Annotated in this window: 26 protein-coding genes; 25 read left to right on the top strand and 1 reads right to left on the bottom strand. The window is 40.2% G+C overall.

From position 1 onward, the window contains the following. Positions 1–66 precede the first annotated feature (66 nt). From hrcA to mtaB, 7 genes are all read left to right on the top strand, one after another. The gene (gene hrcA, locus L1999_RS21955; protein ID WP_235740505.1) at positions 67–1,098 is read left to right on the top strand and encodes a heat-inducible transcriptional repressor HrcA; all 1,032 of its coding nucleotides are present in this window, start codon (positions 67–69) and stop codon (positions 1,096–1,098) included. Positions 1,099–1,206: 108 nt separating this feature from the next. After that, a complete protein-coding gene (grpE, locus tag L1999_RS21950; RefSeq protein WP_235740504.1) occupies positions 1,207–1,806 on the top strand; it encodes a nucleotide exchange factor GrpE in 600 nt (199 codons plus the stop codon). Between the two features lie 29 nt (positions 1,807–1,835). Beyond that, on the top strand, positions 1,836–3,662 hold the full coding sequence (gene dnaK / locus L1999_RS21945) for a molecular chaperone DnaK (protein WP_235740503.1): 1,827 nt from the start codon (positions 1,836–1,838) through the stop codon (positions 3,660–3,662). 129 nt (positions 3,663–3,791) lie between these two features. Continuing rightward, entirely contained in the window at positions 3,792–4,931 is a 1,140-nt protein-coding gene (gene dnaJ, locus L1999_RS21940) for a molecular chaperone DnaJ (protein WP_235740502.1), read from the top strand. 17 nt (positions 4,932–4,948) lie between these two features. Beyond that, positions 4,949–5,890 (top strand): 50S ribosomal protein L11 methyltransferase, encoded by a 942-nt coding sequence (gene prmA, locus L1999_RS21935; RefSeq protein WP_235740501.1) that lies wholly within the window; start codon positions 4,949–4,951, stop codon positions 5,888–5,890. A gap of 94 nt (positions 5,891–5,984) precedes the next feature. Then, positions 5,985–6,734, top strand: coding sequence for a 16S rRNA (uracil(1498)-N(3))-methyltransferase (locus tag L1999_RS21930; RefSeq protein ID WP_235740500.1), 750 nt, complete (start codon positions 5,985–5,987; stop codon positions 6,732–6,734). 6 nt (positions 6,735–6,740) lie between these two features. Beyond that, the gene (gene mtaB / locus L1999_RS21925) at positions 6,741–8,114 is read left to right on the top strand and encodes a tRNA (N(6)-L-threonylcarbamoyladenosine(37)-C(2))-methylthiotransferase MtaB (RefSeq protein ID WP_235740499.1); all 1,374 of its coding nucleotides are present in this window, start codon (positions 6,741–6,743) and stop codon (positions 8,112–8,114) included. A 41-nt stretch (positions 8,115–8,155) separates the two neighbouring features. Here mtaB and L1999_RS21920 read toward each other — a convergent pair whose 3' ends face one another. After that, positions 8,156–9,097 carry a Na/Pi symporter gene (locus tag L1999_RS21920; protein ID WP_235740498.1) on the bottom strand — a complete coding sequence of 314 codons (942 nt, stop codon included), beginning with the start codon at positions 9,095–9,097 and terminating at the stop codon, positions 8,156–8,158. A 189-nt stretch (positions 9,098–9,286) separates the two neighbouring features. Here L1999_RS21920 and rpsU point away from each other — a divergent pair, with 189 nt between their 5' ends. The 18 genes from rpsU to gvpT (L1999_RS21830) all read left to right on the top strand — a co-directional run bounded on the left by rpsU (position 9,287) and on the right by gvpT (L1999_RS21830) (position 20,260). Further along, the gene (rpsU, locus tag L1999_RS21915) at positions 9,287–9,460 is read left to right on the top strand and encodes a 30S ribosomal protein S21 (RefSeq protein WP_007087607.1); all 174 of its coding nucleotides are present in this window, start codon (positions 9,287–9,289) and stop codon (positions 9,458–9,460) included. Positions 9,461–9,475: 15 nt separating this feature from the next. Beyond that, positions 9,476–9,922: a GatB/YqeY domain-containing protein gene (locus L1999_RS21910; RefSeq protein WP_235740497.1), complete on the top strand. Its 447-nt coding sequence runs from the start codon at positions 9,476–9,478 to the stop codon at positions 9,920–9,922. 129 nt (positions 9,923–10,051) lie between these two features. Then, positions 10,052–10,687 carry an NfeD family protein gene (locus L1999_RS21905; protein ID WP_235740496.1) on the top strand — a complete coding sequence of 212 codons (636 nt, stop codon included), beginning with the start codon at positions 10,052–10,054 and terminating at the stop codon, positions 10,685–10,687. 21 nt (positions 10,688–10,708) lie between these two features. Further along, complete coding sequence (gene floA, locus L1999_RS21900) at positions 10,709–11,704, top strand: flotillin-like protein FloA (protein ID WP_235740495.1); 996 nt, start codon at positions 10,709–10,711, stop codon at positions 11,702–11,704. Between the two features lie 32 nt (positions 11,705–11,736). Next, positions 11,737–12,183 (top strand): hypothetical protein, encoded by a 447-nt coding sequence (locus L1999_RS21895; protein WP_235740494.1) that lies wholly within the window; start codon positions 11,737–11,739, stop codon positions 12,181–12,183. A gap of 297 nt (positions 12,184–12,480) precedes the next feature. Next, positions 12,481–13,023, top strand: a complete 543-nt coding sequence (gvpT, locus tag L1999_RS21890; RefSeq protein ID WP_235740493.1) for a YtxH domain-containing protein — start codon at positions 12,481–12,483, stop codon at positions 13,021–13,023. 23 nt (positions 13,024–13,046) lie between these two features. After that, complete coding sequence (gene gvpQ, locus L1999_RS21885) at positions 13,047–13,514, top strand: gas vesicle protein GvpQ (protein WP_235740492.1); 468 nt, start codon at positions 13,047–13,049, stop codon at positions 13,512–13,514. Between the two features lie 26 nt (positions 13,515–13,540). After that, positions 13,541–13,804: a gas vesicle protein GvpJ gene (gene gvpJ / locus L1999_RS21880; protein ID WP_235740491.1), complete on the top strand. Its 264-nt coding sequence runs from the start codon at positions 13,541–13,543 to the stop codon at positions 13,802–13,804. Between the two features lie 66 nt (positions 13,805–13,870). Next, positions 13,871–14,128 carry a gas vesicle protein GvpO gene (gvpO, locus tag L1999_RS21875; RefSeq protein ID WP_235740490.1) on the top strand — a complete coding sequence of 86 codons (258 nt, stop codon included), beginning with the start codon at positions 13,871–13,873 and terminating at the stop codon, positions 14,126–14,128. A 29-nt stretch (positions 14,129–14,157) separates the two neighbouring features. Next, a complete protein-coding gene (gene gvpN, locus L1999_RS21870; RefSeq protein WP_235740489.1) occupies positions 14,158–15,066 on the top strand; it encodes a gas vesicle protein GvpN in 909 nt (302 codons plus the stop codon). A 14-nt stretch (positions 15,067–15,080) separates the two neighbouring features. Next, on the top strand, positions 15,081–15,845 hold the full coding sequence (locus L1999_RS21865) for a GvpL/GvpF family gas vesicle protein (protein WP_235740488.1): 765 nt from the start codon (positions 15,081–15,083) through the stop codon (positions 15,843–15,845). Continuing rightward, on the top strand, positions 15,845–16,099 hold the full coding sequence (locus L1999_RS21860; protein WP_235740487.1) for a gas vesicle protein GvpG: 255 nt from the start codon (positions 15,845–15,847) through the stop codon (positions 16,097–16,099). Before L1999_RS21865 ends, L1999_RS21860 begins: the two co-directional genes overlap by 1 nt. Positions 16,100–16,109: 10 nt before the next feature. Further along, on the top strand, positions 16,110–16,916 hold the full coding sequence (locus L1999_RS21855; RefSeq protein WP_235740486.1) for a GvpL/GvpF family gas vesicle protein: 807 nt from the start codon (positions 16,110–16,112) through the stop codon (positions 16,914–16,916). Positions 16,917–16,930: 14 nt separating this feature from the next. Further along, the gene (locus L1999_RS21850; protein WP_235740485.1) at positions 16,931–17,203 is read left to right on the top strand and encodes a gas vesicle protein; all 273 of its coding nucleotides are present in this window, start codon (positions 16,931–16,933) and stop codon (positions 17,201–17,203) included. Then, positions 17,166–17,453 carry a gas vesicle protein K gene (locus L1999_RS21845; protein WP_235740484.1) on the top strand — a complete coding sequence of 96 codons (288 nt, stop codon included), beginning with the start codon at positions 17,166–17,168 and terminating at the stop codon, positions 17,451–17,453. The genes L1999_RS21850 and L1999_RS21845 overlap by 38 nt, the downstream gene beginning before the upstream one ends. A gap of 22 nt (positions 17,454–17,475) precedes the next feature. Then, complete coding sequence (locus tag L1999_RS21840) at positions 17,476–17,802, top strand: gas vesicle protein (RefSeq protein ID WP_235740483.1); 327 nt, start codon at positions 17,476–17,478, stop codon at positions 17,800–17,802. 16 nt (positions 17,803–17,818) lie between these two features. After that, positions 17,819–18,322, top strand: coding sequence for a YtxH domain-containing protein (gene gvpT / locus L1999_RS21835; RefSeq protein ID WP_235740482.1), 504 nt, complete (start codon positions 17,819–17,821; stop codon positions 18,320–18,322). A 66-nt stretch (positions 18,323–18,388) separates the two neighbouring features. After that, positions 18,389–20,260, top strand: coding sequence for a GvpT/GvpP family gas vesicle accessory protein (gvpT, locus tag L1999_RS21830; RefSeq protein WP_235740481.1), 1,872 nt, complete (start codon positions 18,389–18,391; stop codon positions 20,258–20,260). Position 20,261 lies beyond the last annotated feature (1 nt).

The raw sequence follows: 20,261 nt of genomic DNA, 5'->3' as shown, positions 1-20,261 counted from the left end.
TTTTTTGATAATTTATTAATATAATTAGCACTCGTTAACAAAGAGTGCTAACAGAGGTGATGAAAGTTGCTAACAGATCGGCAGTTGTTGATTCTTCAGGTAATTGTTGATGACTTTATTCGATCTGCCCAACCAGTCGGCTCAAGAAGTTTGTCGAAAAAAGAGGAAATTTCCTTTAGTTCCGCTACCATTCGAAATGAAATGGCCGACCTTGAAGAATTGGGGTATATTGAAAAGACACATACCTCCTCAGGACGTGTGCCTTCTGAAAAAGGATACCGGTATTATGTGGATCATTTACTCTCGCCTCAAGCATTAAATAAGCAAGATATCTCGATCATTCAATCGATTTTTGCTGAAAGGATCTTTGAGTTCGAAGCAATCATCCAAAAATCCGCAAAAATCTTATCAGAGTTAACCAATTATACATCCATCGTTCTAGGACCAGCGGTTAGTATAAATAAGTTAAAGAAAATACAAATTATTCCTTTAAACAGGGAGTCAGCAGTCGCTATATTTGTCACGGATACAGGACATGTGGAAAACAGGACTTTTTCGCTGCCGGATATGGTGGATGCCAGTGATATCGAAAAAACGGTGAATATTCTTAATGACCGTTTATCCGGTGTACCGCTAGAAGAGTTAAATGATAAGATTTATAAGGAAGTCGCAATGCTATTACGCCAGCATATCCATAATTACGATTTAATGCTCCATATGATTGGGGAATCCTTTAAAATGCCCGTAGCAGAGAAGCTGTTTTTTGGTGGAAAAACCAATATGTTAAGCCAACCGGAATTTCACGATATCACCAAAATCCGCAGTTTATTGACCATGATTGATCAAGAGGAATGGATTTATAATTTAATCCGAAACGAATCTGCAGGCATTCATGTTAAAATCGGCAGGGAAAATAATGTCAGTGCGATGGATAATTGCAGTTTAATTACTGCTTCCTACTCTGTGGGTGTTGAAAAATTAGGAACGATTGCGATATTAGGACCTACAAGAATGGAATATTCGCGTGTAATCAGCTTGCTTCAATTTTTGAGCAGAGATTTAACCACTGTTTTAACTAAACTGTATCAAAGTAACTAGTGCTGGTAATATTGAGTAAGGGTGAATTGCCTTTTTAGGCCCCCCCTTTTCCTTTGTATCGATCAGTTACGATAAATTGTTATGAATCCTTTAAGGGAGGTGAGTAAGTTGACAAAAGAACAGAATAATACCATCAACGAAGAAGTTGAAATTGAGCATAATGAACAAGTTGAACTTACTGAAGAAAATACAGGTGAACCTATTGCTGGTGAAAGTGAGCCAACAAATGTGGCTGAGTCTAACCCAGTTGATGAATATCTGCAAGAAATCGAGCAGCTTAAAGCTAAGTTAGAAGAAGCAGACAATCGAATCTTAAGGCTTCAGGCAGACTTTGATAATTTCCGCCGCCGGACTAGAATCGACCAAGAAGCGAGCGAAAAATATAGAGCTCAAAAATTAATCACCGATATACTGCCAGCATTAGATAACTTTGAAAGAGCCATGAAAGTAGAAGCTGACAATGAACAAACTAAGGCTTTACTACAAGGAATGGACATGGTTTACCGCAGTATGGTTGATGCACTGAAAAAAGAAGGTGTTGAACCTATTGAGGCGGTTGGCAAAGAGTTTGATCCGCACCTGCATCAAGCAGTTATGCAGGGAGAAGATGCGAATTATGGAGCAAACGTTGTTACTGATGAGTTTCAAAAAGGCTATCTATTAAAGGATCGAGTTATTCGCCCTTCAATGGTTAAAGTAAATCAATAATCTACATATTTATTAGGAGGAAAAGGTAAATGAGTAAAATAATTGGTATTGACCTTGGAACAACAAACTCTTGTGTATCTGTTCTAGAAGGCGGAGAACCAAAAGTAATTCCAAACCCCGAAGGAAACCGTACAACTCCTTCTGTAATTGCGTTTAAGAACGGCGAACGCCAAGTAGGGGAAGTGGCAAAACGCCAAGCAATCACAAATCCAAATACGATCATTTCAATTAAGCGTCACATGGGTACAAATTACAAAGAAAATATTGAAGGAAAGGATTACACTCCACAAGAGCTTTCAGCTATTATTCTTCAATATTTAAAATCATACGCAGAAGACTATCTCGGTGAACCGGTAACGAAAGCGGTTATTACGGTACCAGCTTACTTTAACGATGCAGAGCGTCAAGCAACAAAGGATGCCGGCAGAATTGCAGGTCTTGAAGTAGAACGTATTATCAATGAACCAACAGCAGCTGCACTTGCCTATGGTCTAGATAAAACTGACCAAGACCAAACCATTCTTGTGTATGACCTTGGCGGTGGTACATTTGACGTATCAATCCTTGAATTAGGTGACGGTGTATTTGAAGTTAAAGCAACTGCCGGTGATAACCGTCTTGGCGGAGATGACTTTGACCAAGTTATTATTGATTATTTAGTAGAGCAGTTTAAAAAAGAAAATGGAATTGATCTTTCTCAAGATAAAATGGCATTACAACGTCTTAAGGATGCAGCTGAGAAAGCGAAAAAAGATTTATCTGGTGTATCTACAACACAGATTTCTTTACCATTTATCACTGCTGGTGCAGCTGGCCCGCTTCACCTAGAAGTATCATTGACAAGAGCAAAATTTGATGAAATTTCTGCACACCTTGTTGAACGTACAATGGGACCTGTTCGTCAAGCATTAAGTGATGCAGGTTTAACACCATCACAAATTGATAAAGTAATCCTAGTTGGTGGATCTACAAGAATTCCAGCTGTTCAAGAAGCTATCAAAAAAGCAACAGGTCAAGAACCTCACCGTGGAGTAAACCCAGATGAAGTAGTTGCAATGGGAGCAGCCATTCAAGGCGGTGTTATCACAGGTGATGTTAAAGATGTTGTCTTACTTGACGTAACTCCACTATCACTTGGTATTGAAACAATGGGCGGTGTGTTCACGAAGTTAATTGACCGTAACACAACGATCCCAACTTCAAAATCACAAGTGTTCTCAACTGCTGCTGATAGCCAAACAGCTGTTGATATTCATGTTTTACAAGGTGAACGCCCAATGGCCGCTAATAACAAAACATTAGGACGCTTTCAATTAACTGATATTCCGCCAGCACCACGTGGAATCCCACAAATCGAAGTTACATTTGATATCGATAAAAACGGTATTGTTAATGTTCGAGCAAAAGACCTTGGCACAAATAAAGAACAGCAAATCACTATTAAGTCTTCAACAGGACTTTCTGATGAAGAAATTCAAAAAATGGTTAGAGAAGCTGAAGAAAATGCAGAAGCAGATAAACAACGCAAAGAAGAAGTTGAAGTTCGCAATGAGGCTGACCAGCTAGTGTTTACAACAGAAAAAACATTAAAAGACCTAGAAGGTAAAGTGGATGCGGCAGAAGTTGCAAATGCAAACGAAGCAAAAGATGCCTTAAAGCAAGCCATTGAGAAAAACGACTTAAATGAAATCCGTGCGAAAAAAGATGCCTTGCAGGAAATCGTTCAAGCATTAACAGTTAAGCTTTATGAACAAGCTGCACAAGCTCAACAAGGCGCACAAGATCCAGGCGCTGCAGGTCCTAAAGATGACAATGTCGTCGATGCAGAGTTCGAAGAAGTTAAAGATGATAAGTAAAAATCTTATGTAATTTTTATTCTTGTAAAAAAGTCAAAGTCAAAGTTACGGGCTTTGGCTTTTTTATTGCAATAGCCTTCTAATTGGTGTTAGAATAATCTTTATGTGACAGATTCGGGAGTGGTAATCATGAGTAAACGGGATTACTATGAAGTACTAGGTGTTAGTAAAAGTGCTTCTAAGGATGAAATAAAAAAAGCCTATCGAAAATTATCTAAACAATATCATCCAGATATTAATAAAGAGGCTGATGCGGCTGAAAAATTTAAAGAAATTGCTGAAGCTTATGAAGTGCTAAGCGATGACCAAAAAAAGGCCCATTATGACCAATTCGGCCATACAGATCCAAACCAAGGCTTCGGAGGCTTTGGTGGTGGTGGTGACTTTGGCGGCGGTTTTGGAGGGTTTGAAGATATCTTTAATACCTTCTTTGGCGGTGGCGGCGGTTCGAGAAGACGTGACCCGAATGCCCCTAGACAAGGTGCTGATTTGCAATATACGATGACGGTATCATTTGAAGAAGCGGCGTTTGGAAAAGAAACAGATATAGAAATTCCAAGAGAAGAAACATGCGAAACCTGTCATGGCTCCGGTGCTAAACCTGGCACTCAACCAGAGACTTGTCAGCATTGTCATGGTACAGGACAGTTAAATGTGGAACAAAACACTCCATTTGGGAGAATTGTTAACCGCAGAACTTGTCATCATTGTAATGGTACAGGCAAAGAGATTAAACATAAATGTTCAACATGCGCCGGAAAAGGTAAAGTTCAAAAACGCAAAAAAATCCATGTAAAAATTCCTGCCGGTATTGATGATGGACAACAACTGCGCATGTCGGGTCAGGGTGAAGCTGGAGCAAACGGCGGTCCGGCTGGCGATCTTTACGTGGTATTCCAGGTTCGTTCACACGAATTTTTTGAACGTGACGGCGATGATATATATTGTGAGATGCCAATTACGTTTGTTCAAGCTTCCTTGGGTGATGAAATCGAGGTTCCAGCCTTAAAAGGCAAAGTGAAGCTTAAAATCCCTGCTGGTACACAAACAGGTAAAAAATTCCGCCTGAAAGGGAAAGGAATTCCAAACGTTCGTGGATATGGTGTAGGAGATCAGTATATAATCGTCCGTATTATTACTCCAACAAAGCTGTCTGATAAACAAAAACAGCTTCTCAAGGAATTTGCGGACATTAGTGGTTCCTCACCAATCGGTGAACACGAAGAAAGTTTTTTCTCAAAAGTAAAAAGAGCTTTTAAAAGCGAGTAAGGATGGAGTTGGTAGAGATGAAGTGGTCAGAAATTAGTATCCACACAACAAACGAGGCGATCGAACCTATCTCAAATATTTTACATGAAGCGGGGGCGAGCGGTGTAGTTATAGAAGATCCCCTTGAATTGACGAAGGAAAGGGAAGATCAATTCGGAGAAATCTACCAACTTAATCCAGATGATTATCCCGAAGAGGGCGTTATGATCAAAGCCTATTTACCTGTTAACAGTTTCCTCGGAGAGACGGTCGACGCAATTAAAGAATCCATTAACAATCTTATCATCCATGATATTGATTTAGGGTTAAATAAGGTTACCATAAGTGAAGTAAATGAAGAAGAATGGGCCACAGCCTGGAAAAAGTATTATAATCCAGTTAAAATATCAGAAAAATTCACGATCGTGCCAACATGGGAGATCTACGAACCTGTTAGCAGCGATGAATTAATTATCGAACTGGACCCTGGTATGGCCTTTGGGACAGGAACACATCCAACAACGGTTATGTGTATTCAAGCGCTAGAAAAGACCGTGCGGCCTGGTGATCGGGTAATCGATGTAGGGACTGGCTCAGGTGTACTTAGTATCGCAGCTGCTATGCTAGGGGCGGAAGACGTCAGGGCTTATGATCTTGATGAAGTGGCAGTCGCATCCGCAAAGCTTAATATTAAGCTCAATAAGGTCAATGAGAGGGTAGTGGTTTCACAAAACAACCTTTTAGACGGAGTGGAAGAAAATTCCGCTGATGTTATTGTTGCTAATATTTTAGCTGAAGTTATTTTACGATTCACAAATGATGTGGCTCGTGTGGTAAAACCGGGAGGCTCTTTTATAGCGTCAGGAATTATCCAGCCTAAAAAAGATTTAGTAAAAGATGCACTAATGGATTCAGGTTTTGAAATCCTTGAAACCATTTTAATGGAAGATTGGGTTGCGATTATTGCAAAAAGGAAATAATGGCTGAAAAAGGGGTGGGATAAACCCCTTTTTATTTTCCTTACTTCTTAAAAGTAGTAGAATAAAGAGTAAAATGTTAAGAGAGGTGCAATGTATGCAACGCTACTTTGTTCAACATCAAGCAAATGATAATCAATTTTTTATCGATGAAGAGGACCGTCACCATATTGTAAAGGTCATGAGGATGCAAATCGATGATCAAATTATTTGCGTTGATCCGAACGGCAAACAGGCTGTTTGTAAGCTTTCAGAAATTACCAATTCAAGTGTCGTTGCAGACGTTGTACAATGGATAGATGAAAGTCCCGAGCTTCCAATTTCGATTACCATCGCAAGCGGGTTGCCTAAAGGGGACAAGCTGGAGTGGATTATTCAAAAAGGGACGGAATTAGGTGCCCAGCAGTTCCTTCCTTTTTCTGCTGCTCGTTCGGTTGTAAAATGGGATGAAAAAAAAGCGGCAAAAAAAATAGATAGATGGCAAAAGATTGCTAAGGAAGCGGCAGAACAATCCCATCGGACGGTAGTACCGACCATTATTAATCCGATGTCCTTTAAAGAGTTACTGAAAATGAGCGGGGACTTTGATTATAAATTAGCAGCGTATGAGGAAGAAAGCAGACAAGGTGAGACCTCGGTGCTTTCTTCCACGTTAAAACAGATAAAAAGCGGCGAAACCCTCCTAATCGTATTTGGACCAGAAGGAGGCCTAGCTGAGGAAGAAGTTCAGCAATTAAAGGAATATGGTTTTGGGCTATGTGGTTTAGGACCGCGTATTTTAAGAACAGAAACGGCCCCATTATATTCACTTGCGGCTATTTCCTATCATTTTGAACTATTGAGGTGAGATTAAATGGCAACAGTTGCGTTTCATACACTAGGTTGTAAGGTGAATCATTATGAAACAGAAGCCATTTGGCAGTTGTTTAAACAAGAAGGTTACGAACGGGTTGATTTTGAATCCATTTCCGATGTCTATATTATTAATACTTGTACCGTTACAAATACGGGCGATAAAAAAAGCCGTCAAGTCATTCGGCGTGCTGTTCGAAAAAATCCAGATGCCGTTATTTGTGTAACTGGATGCTATGCTCAGACTTCTCCAGCTGAAATCATGGCCATCCCTGGTGTTGATATTGTGGTAGGAACACAGGATCGTGTAAAAATGCTGGATTATATTGAACAATTTAAAACAGAACGCCAGCCAATTAATGGTGTAGGGAATATCATGAAAAGTCGAGTTTACGAAGAGCTTGATGTTCCGGCTTTTACGGACAGAACGCGTGCTTCTTTGAAAATTCAAGAAGGCTGCAACAATTTTTGTACATTTTGTATAATACCGTGGGCACGAGGGCTGATGAGATCCCGTGACCCTAAAGAAGTTATTCATCAGGCCCAGCAGCTTGTTGATGCAGGTTATAAGGAAATTGTCTTAACTGGTATTCATACTGGGGGTTACGGTGAAGACATGAAAGACTATAATCTTGCTGCTTTGCTTCGTGATTTAGAAGCAGGTGTAAAAGGTCTAGAAAGATTGCGGATTTCATCGATTGAAGCAAGTCAAATTACCGATGAAGTGATTGAGGTTATTAATCAATCCAATCTGATTGTTCGTCATCTGCATATTCCTATTCAATCTGGATCAAATTCTGTTTTAAAACGTATGCGTCGTAAGTATACCATGGAATTTTTTGCGGAAAGATTAGATAGACTTAAGGAAGTACTTCCAGGGCTTGCAGTTACATCTGATGTCATTGTCGGCTTTCCAGGTGAAACCGAAGAAGAGTTCATGGAAACTTATAATTTCATAAAAGAGCATAAATTTTCTGAGCTTCATGTATTCCCATATTCAAAGCGTACTGGTACTCCCGCAGCAAGGATGGAGGATCAAGTCGATGAGGAAGTCAAAAATGAACGGGTACACCGTTTAATTTCTCTTTCAGATCAACTTGCAAAAGAATACGCGTCTCTTTTTGAAGGGGAAGTATTAGAGGTCATTCCGGAAGAGGAGTACAAGGAAGAAGCCAACAAGGGGCTGTATGTTGGATACTCTGATAATTACTTAAAAGTTGTCTTTCCAGCAACAGAAGATATGATTGGGAAAATTGTTAAAGTTAAAATTACCAAAGCCGGATATCCTTATAATGAAGGGCAATTTGTCAAGGTAATGGAAGATCGAGAATTAATGAAAGAAGTAATTTTTAACAAAGAAGAAGCAGCAATTTAAGTAGAAAAGGACCTCACTAGGTCCTTTTTATTTTGGATAAGTTAAGAAATCGGTTTTTTGGGAGCTCTATCATGTAAAAAGAGAATCATTTCGCCAAATTTAGTAGCGAACGGCAAAACGATTAAAGAGGTAGCAACATTAAAAATAACACTTATATGAGCTAACTGAATATCTGTTTGACTTGCGAGAAGCTTTGCATTCTCCGTTAAAAAAGGGATGAGCGGGATAAAAAGTAATACTCCAAAAACATTAAGCCAAACATGGGCAAATGCTGCTAATCTTGACTCTCTGCCGCCCCCAATTGATGCAATCACAGCCGTAATACACGTCCCAATGTTTGCACCAAGAACAATCGCAATCCCTGCATCAAGCTGCAGCAGGCCGGCAGTTAAAAATCCCATTGCAATCCCCGTCATGGCAGTACTTGACTGGATGATCGAAGTGATAACTGCCCCTGTGAGCAGGCTTAAGACAATATTGTCATTGATGGATAATATAAATTTGTTGATAAACGGCATGACTGTAAGAGGCTGGGCCAATAATTCGAAACCCTTCATCGCTGTGAACACGGAAGCAATCCCAAAAAGAAGCATTCCAATGCTTCGTGCTTTTTTATTCTTGAATAATATAAGCAGCGCACCGCTTATGGCTAATGGAACAAGAATTCTATCTATATCAAACGTAATTAACTCAGTTTTAAAGGTTGTCCCAATATTGGTGCCGAGTATAATGCCGATTGATTGAGGAAAGGTCATGATCCTCGCCGAAATTAAACCAATGGTAATAACCATTACCGCCGAACTGCTTTGTAATAGAGCAGTAATAAATGTACCCGTTAACATCCCTTTTAATGGGGTACTGGTCAGCTTAATTAACCATGTTTTTAATTTATTGGCTGACAAGTTAAATAGACCGAATCTAATAATCGTCATTCCAAAGATAAATACTAAAATACAAAGTATAAATAATAGTATGTATAGCATATGTTTGGCCCCCTCCCTTCATTGTATGGCAGCGCCTGATGGGACATGCCAATTATTTAGATAAACATTTTATCGAGTTTTGCGTTTATTTGTGTGAATTTAAGTTGACCTTGTATCAAGGTTATATTATAATTGCAAGGTACATGGATTGAATGTAAGTGTGTTGTGTTTCGGAGGGAGGGAAAGAGAATGTCTAAAACCGTCGTTCGTAAAAACGAATCGCTTGAAGATGCTCTTCGTCGCTTCAAACGTACAGTATCAAAAACTGGTACTTTGCAAGAGGCTAGAAAGCGCGAATTTTATGAAAAACCAAGTGTAAAACGTAAGAAAAAGTCTGAAGCTGCAAGAAAACGTAAGTTTTAAGAGAGGGTGTATTATATGAGTCTTCTCGAGCGTTTGAACAATGATATGAAACAAGCGATGAAAAACAAGGAAAAAGACAAACTCTCAGTTATTCGGATGGTGAAAGCTTCACTTCAAAATGAAGCGATCAAGCTCGGAACAAAAGAGCTTTCTGAAGATGCAGAGTTAACAGTCCTTTCTCGCGAAGTAAAACAACGCAAAGACTCCCTCCATGAATTTGATAAGGCTGGTCGTCAAGACCTAGTTGATAAATTGCGTACAGAACTTGAAAATATAGAGCTGTATTTACCGCAACAGTTATCGGAAGAGGAACTGTCAGTGATTGTCAAAGAAACAATCGCTGAAGTCGGCGCAACATCAAAAGCAGAAATGGGAAAAGTGATGGCTGCTATTATGCCTAAAGTTAAAGGTAAAGCAGATGGTTCGCTCGTTAATAAATTTGTACAACAACACCTTTCATAAGTATTCTGACATAAAGACTGCTGGTAAATACCAGTAGTCTTTTTACATATTTTGATTCATTTGAAACTTTTTATGGCCTGAAACGTAAAACAGATAGTCAGAAAGTTCAGATGGAAAGGGGGAGTTTGAATGATTGAGTTTCTAACAAATCCGGTTGTTGTAACCATCCTTTTAACCATTGCTGGAGTAGGAATCGTTTTGGAGCTTTTTACAGCCAAATTTGGTATTGCTGGTTTAATAGGGATATTGGCATTAATCTTATTCTTTTATGGTCACTTTCAAGCAGGTTTAGCTGGATTTGGAACATTAATTTTATTTGTTGCCGGAATCCTGCTTATTTTTTTGGAGTTTTTTTTACCTGGGGCGATCGCAGGTACACTCGGATTCACTGCCTTACTATTGAGTCTGTTTTTAGCGGGCGAAGATGCTTTACAAATGGGTGTTTCCATCTTAATAGCCATTGCTGTTTCGATTTTTATATTCTTTTTGATGATTAAGACCCTTGGAAAAAAGCTTGTTTTATTTAATAAGATGGTACTATCAGATTCTGCAAGAAAAGAGGATGGGTATGTTTCAAATATTAACCGTACTGATCTCTTAGGAATGGAAGGCCGTGCGCTCACGGTCCTACGGCCGTCAGGCACTATTGTTATTAACAATGAACGAGTGGATGCTGTCACTGAAGGAGGTTTTATCGAGAAAAACGCTCAAGTGAAAGTCGTTAAGGTTGAAGGGGCACGAATTGTTGTGAGGGAAGTTCAATAAAATGTTAGGAGGGTTTTGTAAATGGATATTTTAACAGGCGGAACTATTTTAATCATCGTAGTTGTTATCATTGCCCTAATTCTTTTAGGGATTTTATTATCGTTTGTTCCAGTTATGCTATGGATCTCCGCACTGGCTGCAGGAGTCCGAATAAGTATTTTTACATTAGTTGGTATGAGGCTTAGACGTGTAACCCCAAGCAGGGTGGTAAATCCGCTAATAAAAGCCCATAAAGCCGGTTTAAATGTCACCATTAATCAGCTTGAAAGTCACTATCTTGCAGGCGGTAATGTCGATCGAGTGGTTAATGCGTTAATTGCGGCGCATCGAGCCAATATTGAATTATCCTTCGAACGCTGCGCTGCTATTGATTTGGCAGGACGTGATGTTCTAGAAGCCGTGCAAATGAGTGTAAATCCTAAGGTCATTGAAACGCCGTTTATTGCTGGTGTTGCGATGAATGGAATAGAAGTAAAAGCAAAAGCAAGAATTACCGTTCGTGCCAATATAGAGCGGCTTGTCGGTGGTGCGGGTGAAGAAACAGTTGTAGCTCGGGTGGGGGAAGGTGTGGTATCTACCATTGGTTCGTCTGATAGCCACAGCAAAGTTCTTGAAAATCCGGATTTAATTTCACAAACCGTTTTGTCTAAGGGTCTTGATGCCGGAACGGCATTTGAAATCCTTTCGATTGATATTGCTGATGTTGACATCGGTAAGAATATCGGAGCAGAATTGCAAACAGAACAGGCGGAAGCAGATAAGAAGATTGCCCAGGCAAAAGCAGAGGAACGGCGGGCGATGGCTGTTGCTCTTGAGCAGGAAATGAAAGCAAAAGTACAAGAAATGAGAGCCAAAGTGGTAGAATCAGAAGCAGAAGTACCACTTGCAATGGCTGAAGCGCTTAAATCAGGGAATATCGGTGTCATGGATTATATGAATTTTAAAAATATTTCCGCTGATACTGATATGAGGGGTTCAATCGGAAAAATGACAGATGATAAAAAGAATGATAAATAATCCCCGTTTTCCTTAAAAGGAGGGATGTCGCTTTGGAAACCATAGTAATTATGATAATTGCTGGAATAGTCTCAATGATCTTCCGTAAAAACAAAAACAATTCAAGACAGACACGGAGGAATCCTTCTGGCAAGCCGCTGGGAGAGATTCAAACCCTGTTCAAAGAAATAACTGACAATATTACTACAGAAACAAAGCCATTGAGGACGGAGAATAAGCCGAAACTACAAAGCAGTCTTAATTTACTTGAAGCAGAATACGAGCAGGTAAGACAAGAGTCTCAAGCTAGCAGAATTGGGATGGCAGCTGCACGAAACCAACCAGCAAATAGGGACTTTATTAAAAACCAGGAAGAAGTAACGCCTGATTTAACCTTGAATCCAGATCAACGCACAGTGATAGATGGAATAATTTGGTCTGAAATACTTGGTGATCCGCGTTCAAAGAATCCTTATAAAATGAAACAACGTTCTCGGTGAATGGAAACGAGAATATTGAGAGAGCATGAAACCTTTGGGTTTTGTGCTCTTTTTTTATTTTTAAAATTCGTAATACCTCTGTAAAAATGCACTTTCAGGTACTGCTCTTAACACATTTATAATATTACAAACTAAAGTAGAGTGCTAAATGATGGATAAAAAAGGATGCATAGGTTCATTTAACCAGTTTTAGTGCCGCATATGAAGGTAATACCATAGTAAACCTTGTCCTACTGCCCTCTCCACGTGATAAACATGAGATTTAGCTTAAAAAAACAAAGGGAAAGAGGTAATTGCATGACAACCGATGTTATCACTGAAAGCACGAATGTAAAAGATCAGCAGAGAACGCAAAACCAGCAATCCCAGCAAGTCCAACAATCTGAAGGAAATCAACAGTTAAAAGGCAGCCAGCAATCCGAACAGATGAGCGACAGCACCAATTATTCGCTAAATATGGCATTAGTAGGCGGGGTTCTGGGCGCTGGGATTGGCTTGCTGATGAACCCTAAAACCAGCAAGAAGGTGTTTAAAAACTTGGGAGAATCCGAGTTTGTCAAAGTGGCAGGTGAAGAATTTAAAAAGACTGCACAAGAACTCCTCGCTGGAGAGGCGCAAAACAGTATCCGATCCTTAGCGGACGGAGCGATCAGCAAGCTGGATTCTGGACTGTTCACAACTAAAAAGCTGAACAGCCAGAACGATAGTTCTAAGGGAAAAACTCAAACTGAACAGCCCCAATCCGAAGAATACGAAAAAATCAAGGAGGACAACAAAAATATGAATGAACGCCTTGAACGCATTGAAAAAATGCTTAATGACTTAGTTAACACGAAGTAAGACAGGAGGGGCGACCCGACCTTATGAATAAACCGATAAAAAAGGCAGTTGGAAAAATTGCCAAAGAGGCGATTGAACACACGCCAGAGCCAATAAAGGAAAAGGCAAAGGATTGGGTGTTCGACAAAGCCAAAGAAAAACTAGTGGAGCATGTTCATGATAAGGCTGAGATGTTTACTGATAAGCTTCAGAAGGGCCAGGGAGAATTTTCTGACAAAATCCAAGATAAAGCGGGCGAGGCAAAAGAAAAGACCCAGAAGGTGCTGGAGACAGCCAGAGATAAACTTAGCAAAGTAGTAGAAGCTGGTCAGGAACTTCAAGAGAACATTTCGTCATCACATAAACATGATGATCAACAAAAGATAAAGGGTGCCAATCATATAAAGCATGTTAGCAATATTAAAACATCTAAGGACATTAAAGGTGCGACTAAAATCAAAAGCTATAAAAAAATTAAATCCTCAAATGACATTAAGATAATCAATTCTTAAATGGCATGACGAAAGGAGAATGTAACATGGCAGTTCAAAAAACAGCAGATAGTTCCAGCCTGGCGGAGGTTATCGACCGAATTTTGGACAAAGGGATTGTAATTGATGCCTTTGTTAGGGTCTCAGTCGTCGGGATTGAAATTTTAACAGTCGAAGCAAGGGTCGTTATCGCAAGTGTAGATACCTGGCTGCGTTATGCAGAAGCGGTCGGATTGCTTACTGATGCGGTGGAAGAAAATGGACTTCCAACCCAATCAAATGAACAAAACAGTGCACGATTTAGTTTCTAGAGGAAAGAAGGTTCAGAGCCGGGGTTCCACAACCCTGGCCTGCCACCTTAATAGCGGGAGGCAAGTATGGAAATTAAAGAAATTATTGCCAATGTGACTGATTTCTTCAATGAATTCGTGGCTCCAGTACATAAAATTACCTCAGTAGAAGAAGGAGAAAATGGTGGCTGGAAGCTCACGGTAGAAGTAATTGAGGAAAAGGAATATATGAAAAAGTATGCCAAAGACGAAATGATTGGTGTGTACGAAGTATTTTTAAACGAACAAAAAGTAGTAACCTCCTATAAAAGAATGGATTTTCGTTATAGGAGTTCGATTGGATAAGAGTGATGTGGGAGTAGGAGGAAAACAGTGTGACGGTCTTAAAGAGTAAGATCAACAGGAATTCTAAAACAATAGTAGAAGATGAGAAAACAGAAGATTTACTTTCCCGCTCCTTACAATACCTAAAAGCCGGCTATCCTATTCATTTCACAGGCCCTTCAGGCGCGGGGAAAACCTCACTGGCCTTGGAGCTTGCAAAAAGAAGAAAGAAACCGGCCATGCTCATCCACGGTAATCACGAGTTAAATAATAAAGATTTGATTGGTGATTTTACCGGATATACGAGTAAAAAGGTGGTCGATAATTACGTCCGCTCAGTTTATAAACAGGAAGAAAACGTCACTGAGATCTGGCGTAACGGGCGGCTGCTCGAAGCAGTCAAAAATGGCTATACACTGGTCTATGATGAATTCACCCGTTCCAAACCCACCACCAACAATATCTTTTTATCAATATTAGAAGAAGGAATCCTTCCTTTATATGGGACCAAAATGACAGAACCATTTGTCCGGGTTCATCCCGAATTTGCTGTGGTTTTCACCAGCAACCCTGAGGAATATGCCGGTGTTTATCAAACCCAGGATGCCTTATTAGATCGGTTGATTACCATCTTTGTTGACCATAAAGACAGTGACCGAGAGGCGGCGATCGTCTCGAACCAGGCCGAAATTGATAAGGGGCAAGCTGCTGCGATTACCTCCCTTGTGGCCGAGCTTCGCAAGGTATGTAAAGGTGACAGCGGACCGAGTCTCCGGGCATCGTTAATGATTGCCCAATTGGCTATTCAGCAGCAAATTCCAATAGAGGGGTCAGACCCTGCTTTTCAGCGTCTCTGCCTCGATATATTAGGTCACCAGATCAGCCGCTGTATTGAAGGGGAAGATCCTGTTAAAGAAGCTGAACAATTGATTATTAAAGCTTGCCAAAACATGGAGTAAAGGAGAGTTTTACCATGAGCCAAGAGGAAAAAGTGGGAATTTATATCTTTTGCGGAATACAGACAGCTTCGGATGAGAACTTCGGAGAAATTGAAATCGAAGGTGAAAAAAGAGAACTGTTTACGATTCGCTATAAAGACTCCGCAATGGTGGCAGCCGAAGTGCCAATGAAAATCTATCACCCTAACAAAGATAATTTATTGATGCACCAAAATGCGGTTTCGCACGTAATGAAACGAAATGACACGGTTATCCCGGTCAGCTTTGGGAATGTATTTCATTCGAAAGAAGATGTAGGGGTGCTGCTCGAAAACTTGTATCCGCAATTTGAAACACTGTTTCCTGAAATCAAAGGGAAGGTAGAACTTGGATTAAAAGTAATTGGAAAAAAAGAATGGCTGGAATCACAGGTGAACGGAAATACACAGATTGAAAAATTGACGAAGGCGGTTCAGGGCAAATCAGAAGCCGCTAGCTACTACGAGCGGGTGCAATTAGGAGGAGCTGCCCAGAAAATTGTCGCCTCGCTAAGGCAGGATGCAGCACAGAAGGTGTTCGAGCCTTTAAAGGAACTGGCAGTTGCAGCCAAAACCACTGAGCCAACAAGTGAGAAGATGCTGTTAAATGCGTCCTTTTTGGTAGATCGGGACAAAGAAGCTTTGTTTGACCAAAAAGTAAATGAAGCACATGACAAATGGGACGATAAAGTTGAATTCAGCTATAGCGGCCCATGGCCTGCATATAACTTTGTGAATATCAGATTAACCGTCGATGCCTGATGCTTCACAAGTTAGTTTCTGCACCGATTAACCTCGTGATCAAAATCGCGGAAAAGGTGAAAGAAGAGGCTGATAAAGAATTGTACCACCTTCCCACCATTCAACAAAAGCTGATTCAACTTCAAATGATGTTTGAACTTGGTGATATTCCAGAAGATGCCTATAAAGCAAAGGAAGAAGAGCTGTTAATAAGATACGAAGTAGCTAAACGAAGGGAAATGGAACAATGGGAACAGATGACAAAGAAAAAGTGAGGCAAAGAAGATGGACGGTCTAATTTATTTATATGGATTAATTCCCACCGCCGAAGCAGTTAAGAACTCGATATCATTTTTAAAAGGCTTTGATGGTACCAGTAATTTATACACGATTCAGTTAGACGAAATTACCGCAATTGTTTGTAACCTTGAATCGGGACAATACTCGGAAGACAGTATTCAAGACCTGATCAACAGTGATATGGAATGGCTGCAGGAAAAGGCCTTTCATCATCATGAAACGTTAATGCATCTATCAACGATGATCACGGTGATCCCATTGAAGTTTTGTACTCTTTATAAAAATAAAGCCAATTTGGAGACGACGGTAAAGGCGAATGAACCCAAAATACTGGAGACGTTTGACAGAATTTCCGGAAATGAAGAATGGAATTTGAAAATTTACTGTCAGGATGAACTCCTAAAAAAACAAGTAAGTGAAAGCAACACCGTGATAGAGGCGAAACGGGAAGAAATCAGCAAGCTGCCAAAAGGACGGCAATTTTTCGAAAAGAAAAAGCTTGAAAAATTGGTAGATTTGCAGCTTGAGGAAGAGAAAAACAAGGTGAGTGAGCAAGTCCACTCGGATTTAGCTAAGTTGGCGCTAAAAGCTAATGTGAAAAGAGCTTGGAGCAGCCAGGTGACAGGCAGGCAAGAGAAGATGCCATGGAACGGTGTCTATCTTGTTACTAAATCGCAAGTGGAGCCATTCAGGGAAAAAATCCAACAATATCAAAATTTTATGCAGGAAAGAGGATGGCTGTTTGTGGCAACGGGGCCATGGCCTGCTTACCATTTTTCCAGCGTTTCATAAGTGAGGCCAAGCATATGTCTGTAATGGAATCAATTGAAAACAAGGATATCGCGTTAATTGATATTTTGGATGTCATTCTTGATAAGGGTGTAGCGATAAAAGCAGATTTAGTTATCTCTATTGCCGGGATTGATCTTGTTTACCTGGATTTGCGGCTCCTAATTGCGTCGGTTGAATCTTTGGTTCAAGCTCAAAACCGTAAAACTGTATCCTCAGAAGAATTTGATACACAGAGGGAGGCATTGATTGATGCAACCGGCCAGCCAAACACCAAATGGAAAGATTAATCTGGATCCGGATAATGCAGAACATGGATTAGCACAGTTAGTGTTAACTGTCATTGAGCTGCTGCGGCAAATTGTAGAACGGCATGCCATTAGAAGGGTTGAAGGCGGGACGCTGACAGATGAGCAAATTGAAAACCTGGGTGTCGCTTTAATGAATCTTGAAGAAAAAATGGAAGAATTAAAAGAAATTTTTGGCCTTGATGATAAAGATTTGAACATCGATTTGGGTCCTTTAGGAAGCTTACTTTAAACCAGGAAAGGAGGAATTTTAAATGGAACATTCCATGCAATCAAGTACTATTGTAGACGTACTTGAAAAAATACTGGACAAGGGTGTTGTCATTGCTGGTGATATTACAGTAGGGATTGCGGATATCGAACTGCTTACCATTAAAATCCGCCTGATTGTAGCTTCTGTTGATAAGGCAAAAGAAATTGGCATGGACTGGTGGGAAACCGATCCATATTTAACCTCTAAAGCCTCAGAACACACAAACAAAGTGCTTGAGGAAGAGAATAAGAGGCTTCTGGAACGGGTTGAATCTCTTGAAAAAAGTATCTCCACGAACCGCTTAAATTCACCAGACTTCAATTATTAATAAGGAGGATTTTATCATGGAACAAACCAAAAACCACGAAAACCAAACTGACGAAACAGACAACCAACAAAACAAGACAGATGAAACCAAAAACGAGAAAGGAACAAACGGCAGCCAGATCAAACGTTCTTTAGCAGGCGGCTTGATTGGAGCAACAGTCGGATATTTGGCGACTCCTGAGAATGGAAAAAAACTGCTGGAGATGGTACCAACGGATAAATTAAAAAGCACTGGCTCTGACATCGGACAGGCCGTAAAGGAAAAATCAAAAAAAGCAGTCGGCTCTATCGGCAAGCTATTTCATAAAAAAGATGATGTTTTAGTAGAAGGATACTCCCAAGTACAGGATGGAACGGCTGAAAATGAAACAAGTGTTGAGTCCGGTGTTAAGAAAAGTGCGAAACAATCAAAGAAATCGTCTCGAAAGGAAGGCAATGAAAACGTCAATGAAAGGTTAGATCGCTTAGAAGAATTGCTTTCGAAGCTGATTGAACAAAAAGTAGGCCAGAAATCAGCATAGGTAACGCCCAGGCTTGTAAGATTTTTTTCTATATATATATCAAACTAAAATTGGAGGGTTTTTTAAATGGCAGAAACTAAAAAAATGGAAAACCAAACAGATGAAACAAACAACACTCAAAATGAAGCAGAGGAAACACAAAACACAAACAGCTCAAACAGCGGCACGCTTAAACGTTCAATCGCAGGCGGTATGATTGGTGCAGCTGTTGGATATTTGGCAACCCCTGAGAACGGCAAAAAGGTTAGGGAAACGATTTCTGTGGATAAATTAAAAAGCTCCGGATCCGGGATTGGACAGGCAGTGAAGGAGAAATCAAAGAATGCCGTTGTTACCATTAAAAATTCAACTTCAAAACTGTTTGGCAAACAAGATGGGGATTCAATAGAGGAAACCAACGGCAATGGAATGTCAGCGGGGGCTGAAAATAAGTCTTCGAATAAGAATGAACAGAAATCCAATCAAGAAAGCGGCAGTCTTAATGACAGACTTGATAGATTAGAAGGAATGCTGATGAAGCTAATGGATGGAAATGGCCAGAGCCAAGTCCAAATGAAGGAAGAGAAAAACAGCGAATCAGGAAAAGGGTCTTCCTTATCAAATGTAATGAGCACAAAACAGGAAGGTACACAACAAGACCAGGTGGGCAGCGGCAAGGGGAAATCTGAAACAAAGGGTCAGAAGGATAGTGAGGAATCTGAACAATTAAAGAGTAATCAAGGATCTCAAAATCAGTCTGCAAGCAAAGAGAGTGGCAAGGAATCAGAATCTCATTTACAGGGACCTTTGAAAAGACATGAGACGGTATTTCAATCCGGCGGTCAGGATAGTGAAGGATCTCAATCTAAGTTAGAAGGTACCAAAGGGGATAGACAGGGAACACAGATTCAATCAAAGGCCCAGAAGGAAAGTGAGGAATCTCAATCACAGTCCGAGAGCCCAATGGATAGCGAAAAAGAGCAATCTCAATCCGAGGGCCTAGCAAAAAGTGAAGGTGGTGGACAAACCCAAGTTAAAGGCCAAGGTGAGTCCAGTAACGAAGATGAACCAAAAAACAGTGATTATGAAGCTGTAAAGAAAGAAAATGAACAATTACAGGGTCGATTAGGCAAAATTGAAGAGTTGCTGGCTAAAATGCTTGAAGAAAAACAGGGTGGCACGCAAAAGCCTGATAGAAATAAAGGAAATTCGAATGAAACAGAAGAAAACTCAGAAGCACAAGGACAGCTAACCGCTAATGAGAAAGAAAACCAAGAAGGTTCCCAACAAAGCCAAAAAAAAGAAGGTTCAGAAAAGGCAGAGGTTACACAGGAAGGTCAAAGTAAAGGAGAAACCGAGGCAGGCACACAGAATGGCCAACTTGATCACTTAGAAAACAAAGATCATTCTCAAGCGGGCCAAAAAAAGAGTAATAGAGATAACGAGACGAACAGTACCCTAGCAATAGGCCAGAGTAATAGTACAAAGAACTCAGCAAGCCAAGAATCTGACCAAGATGAGGAAGACGGAAACCCAGATAAAGAAGGTAAAAGTAAAAACGAAGAATCTTCAAATGAAGGAAATGAAGATGAACTCAAAAAAGATTCACAACAAAAAGGTTCCAGCGGAGAAAACTCTCACGCAGAAGATCAAGAGGACAGCGAAAATATTGACTCTGAAGACGACGCTGACTCTGATGATGAGGAAGTAAGCCAGGACCAAAGCGAATATGAAGGTAAAAAAAAACTAAACGATAAAAATCAAGAAGAAAGTAAACAGGATGAAAATCCAAATAATAGTAAGAAGAATACTAAATCCAGCAAAAACAATAAAGGTAACTCAGGTAACAAAGGATCAAAATCCACTAAGCCAGCCAATGCGGACAAGGATAGTTACACAGTTCTTAACGAGGATGAGGATACCTATCTTCTCCTAAATGGATTGAGAAAGGAGAGCTAAT

Source organism: Neobacillus drentensis (assembly GCF_021560175.1).
GTDB lineage: Bacteria > Bacillota > Bacilli > Bacillales > Cytobacillaceae > Neobacillus > Neobacillus drentensis_A.
Note: the sequence above shows the minus strand (reverse complement) of the source record. Positions and strands in the feature narration are given on the sequence as shown.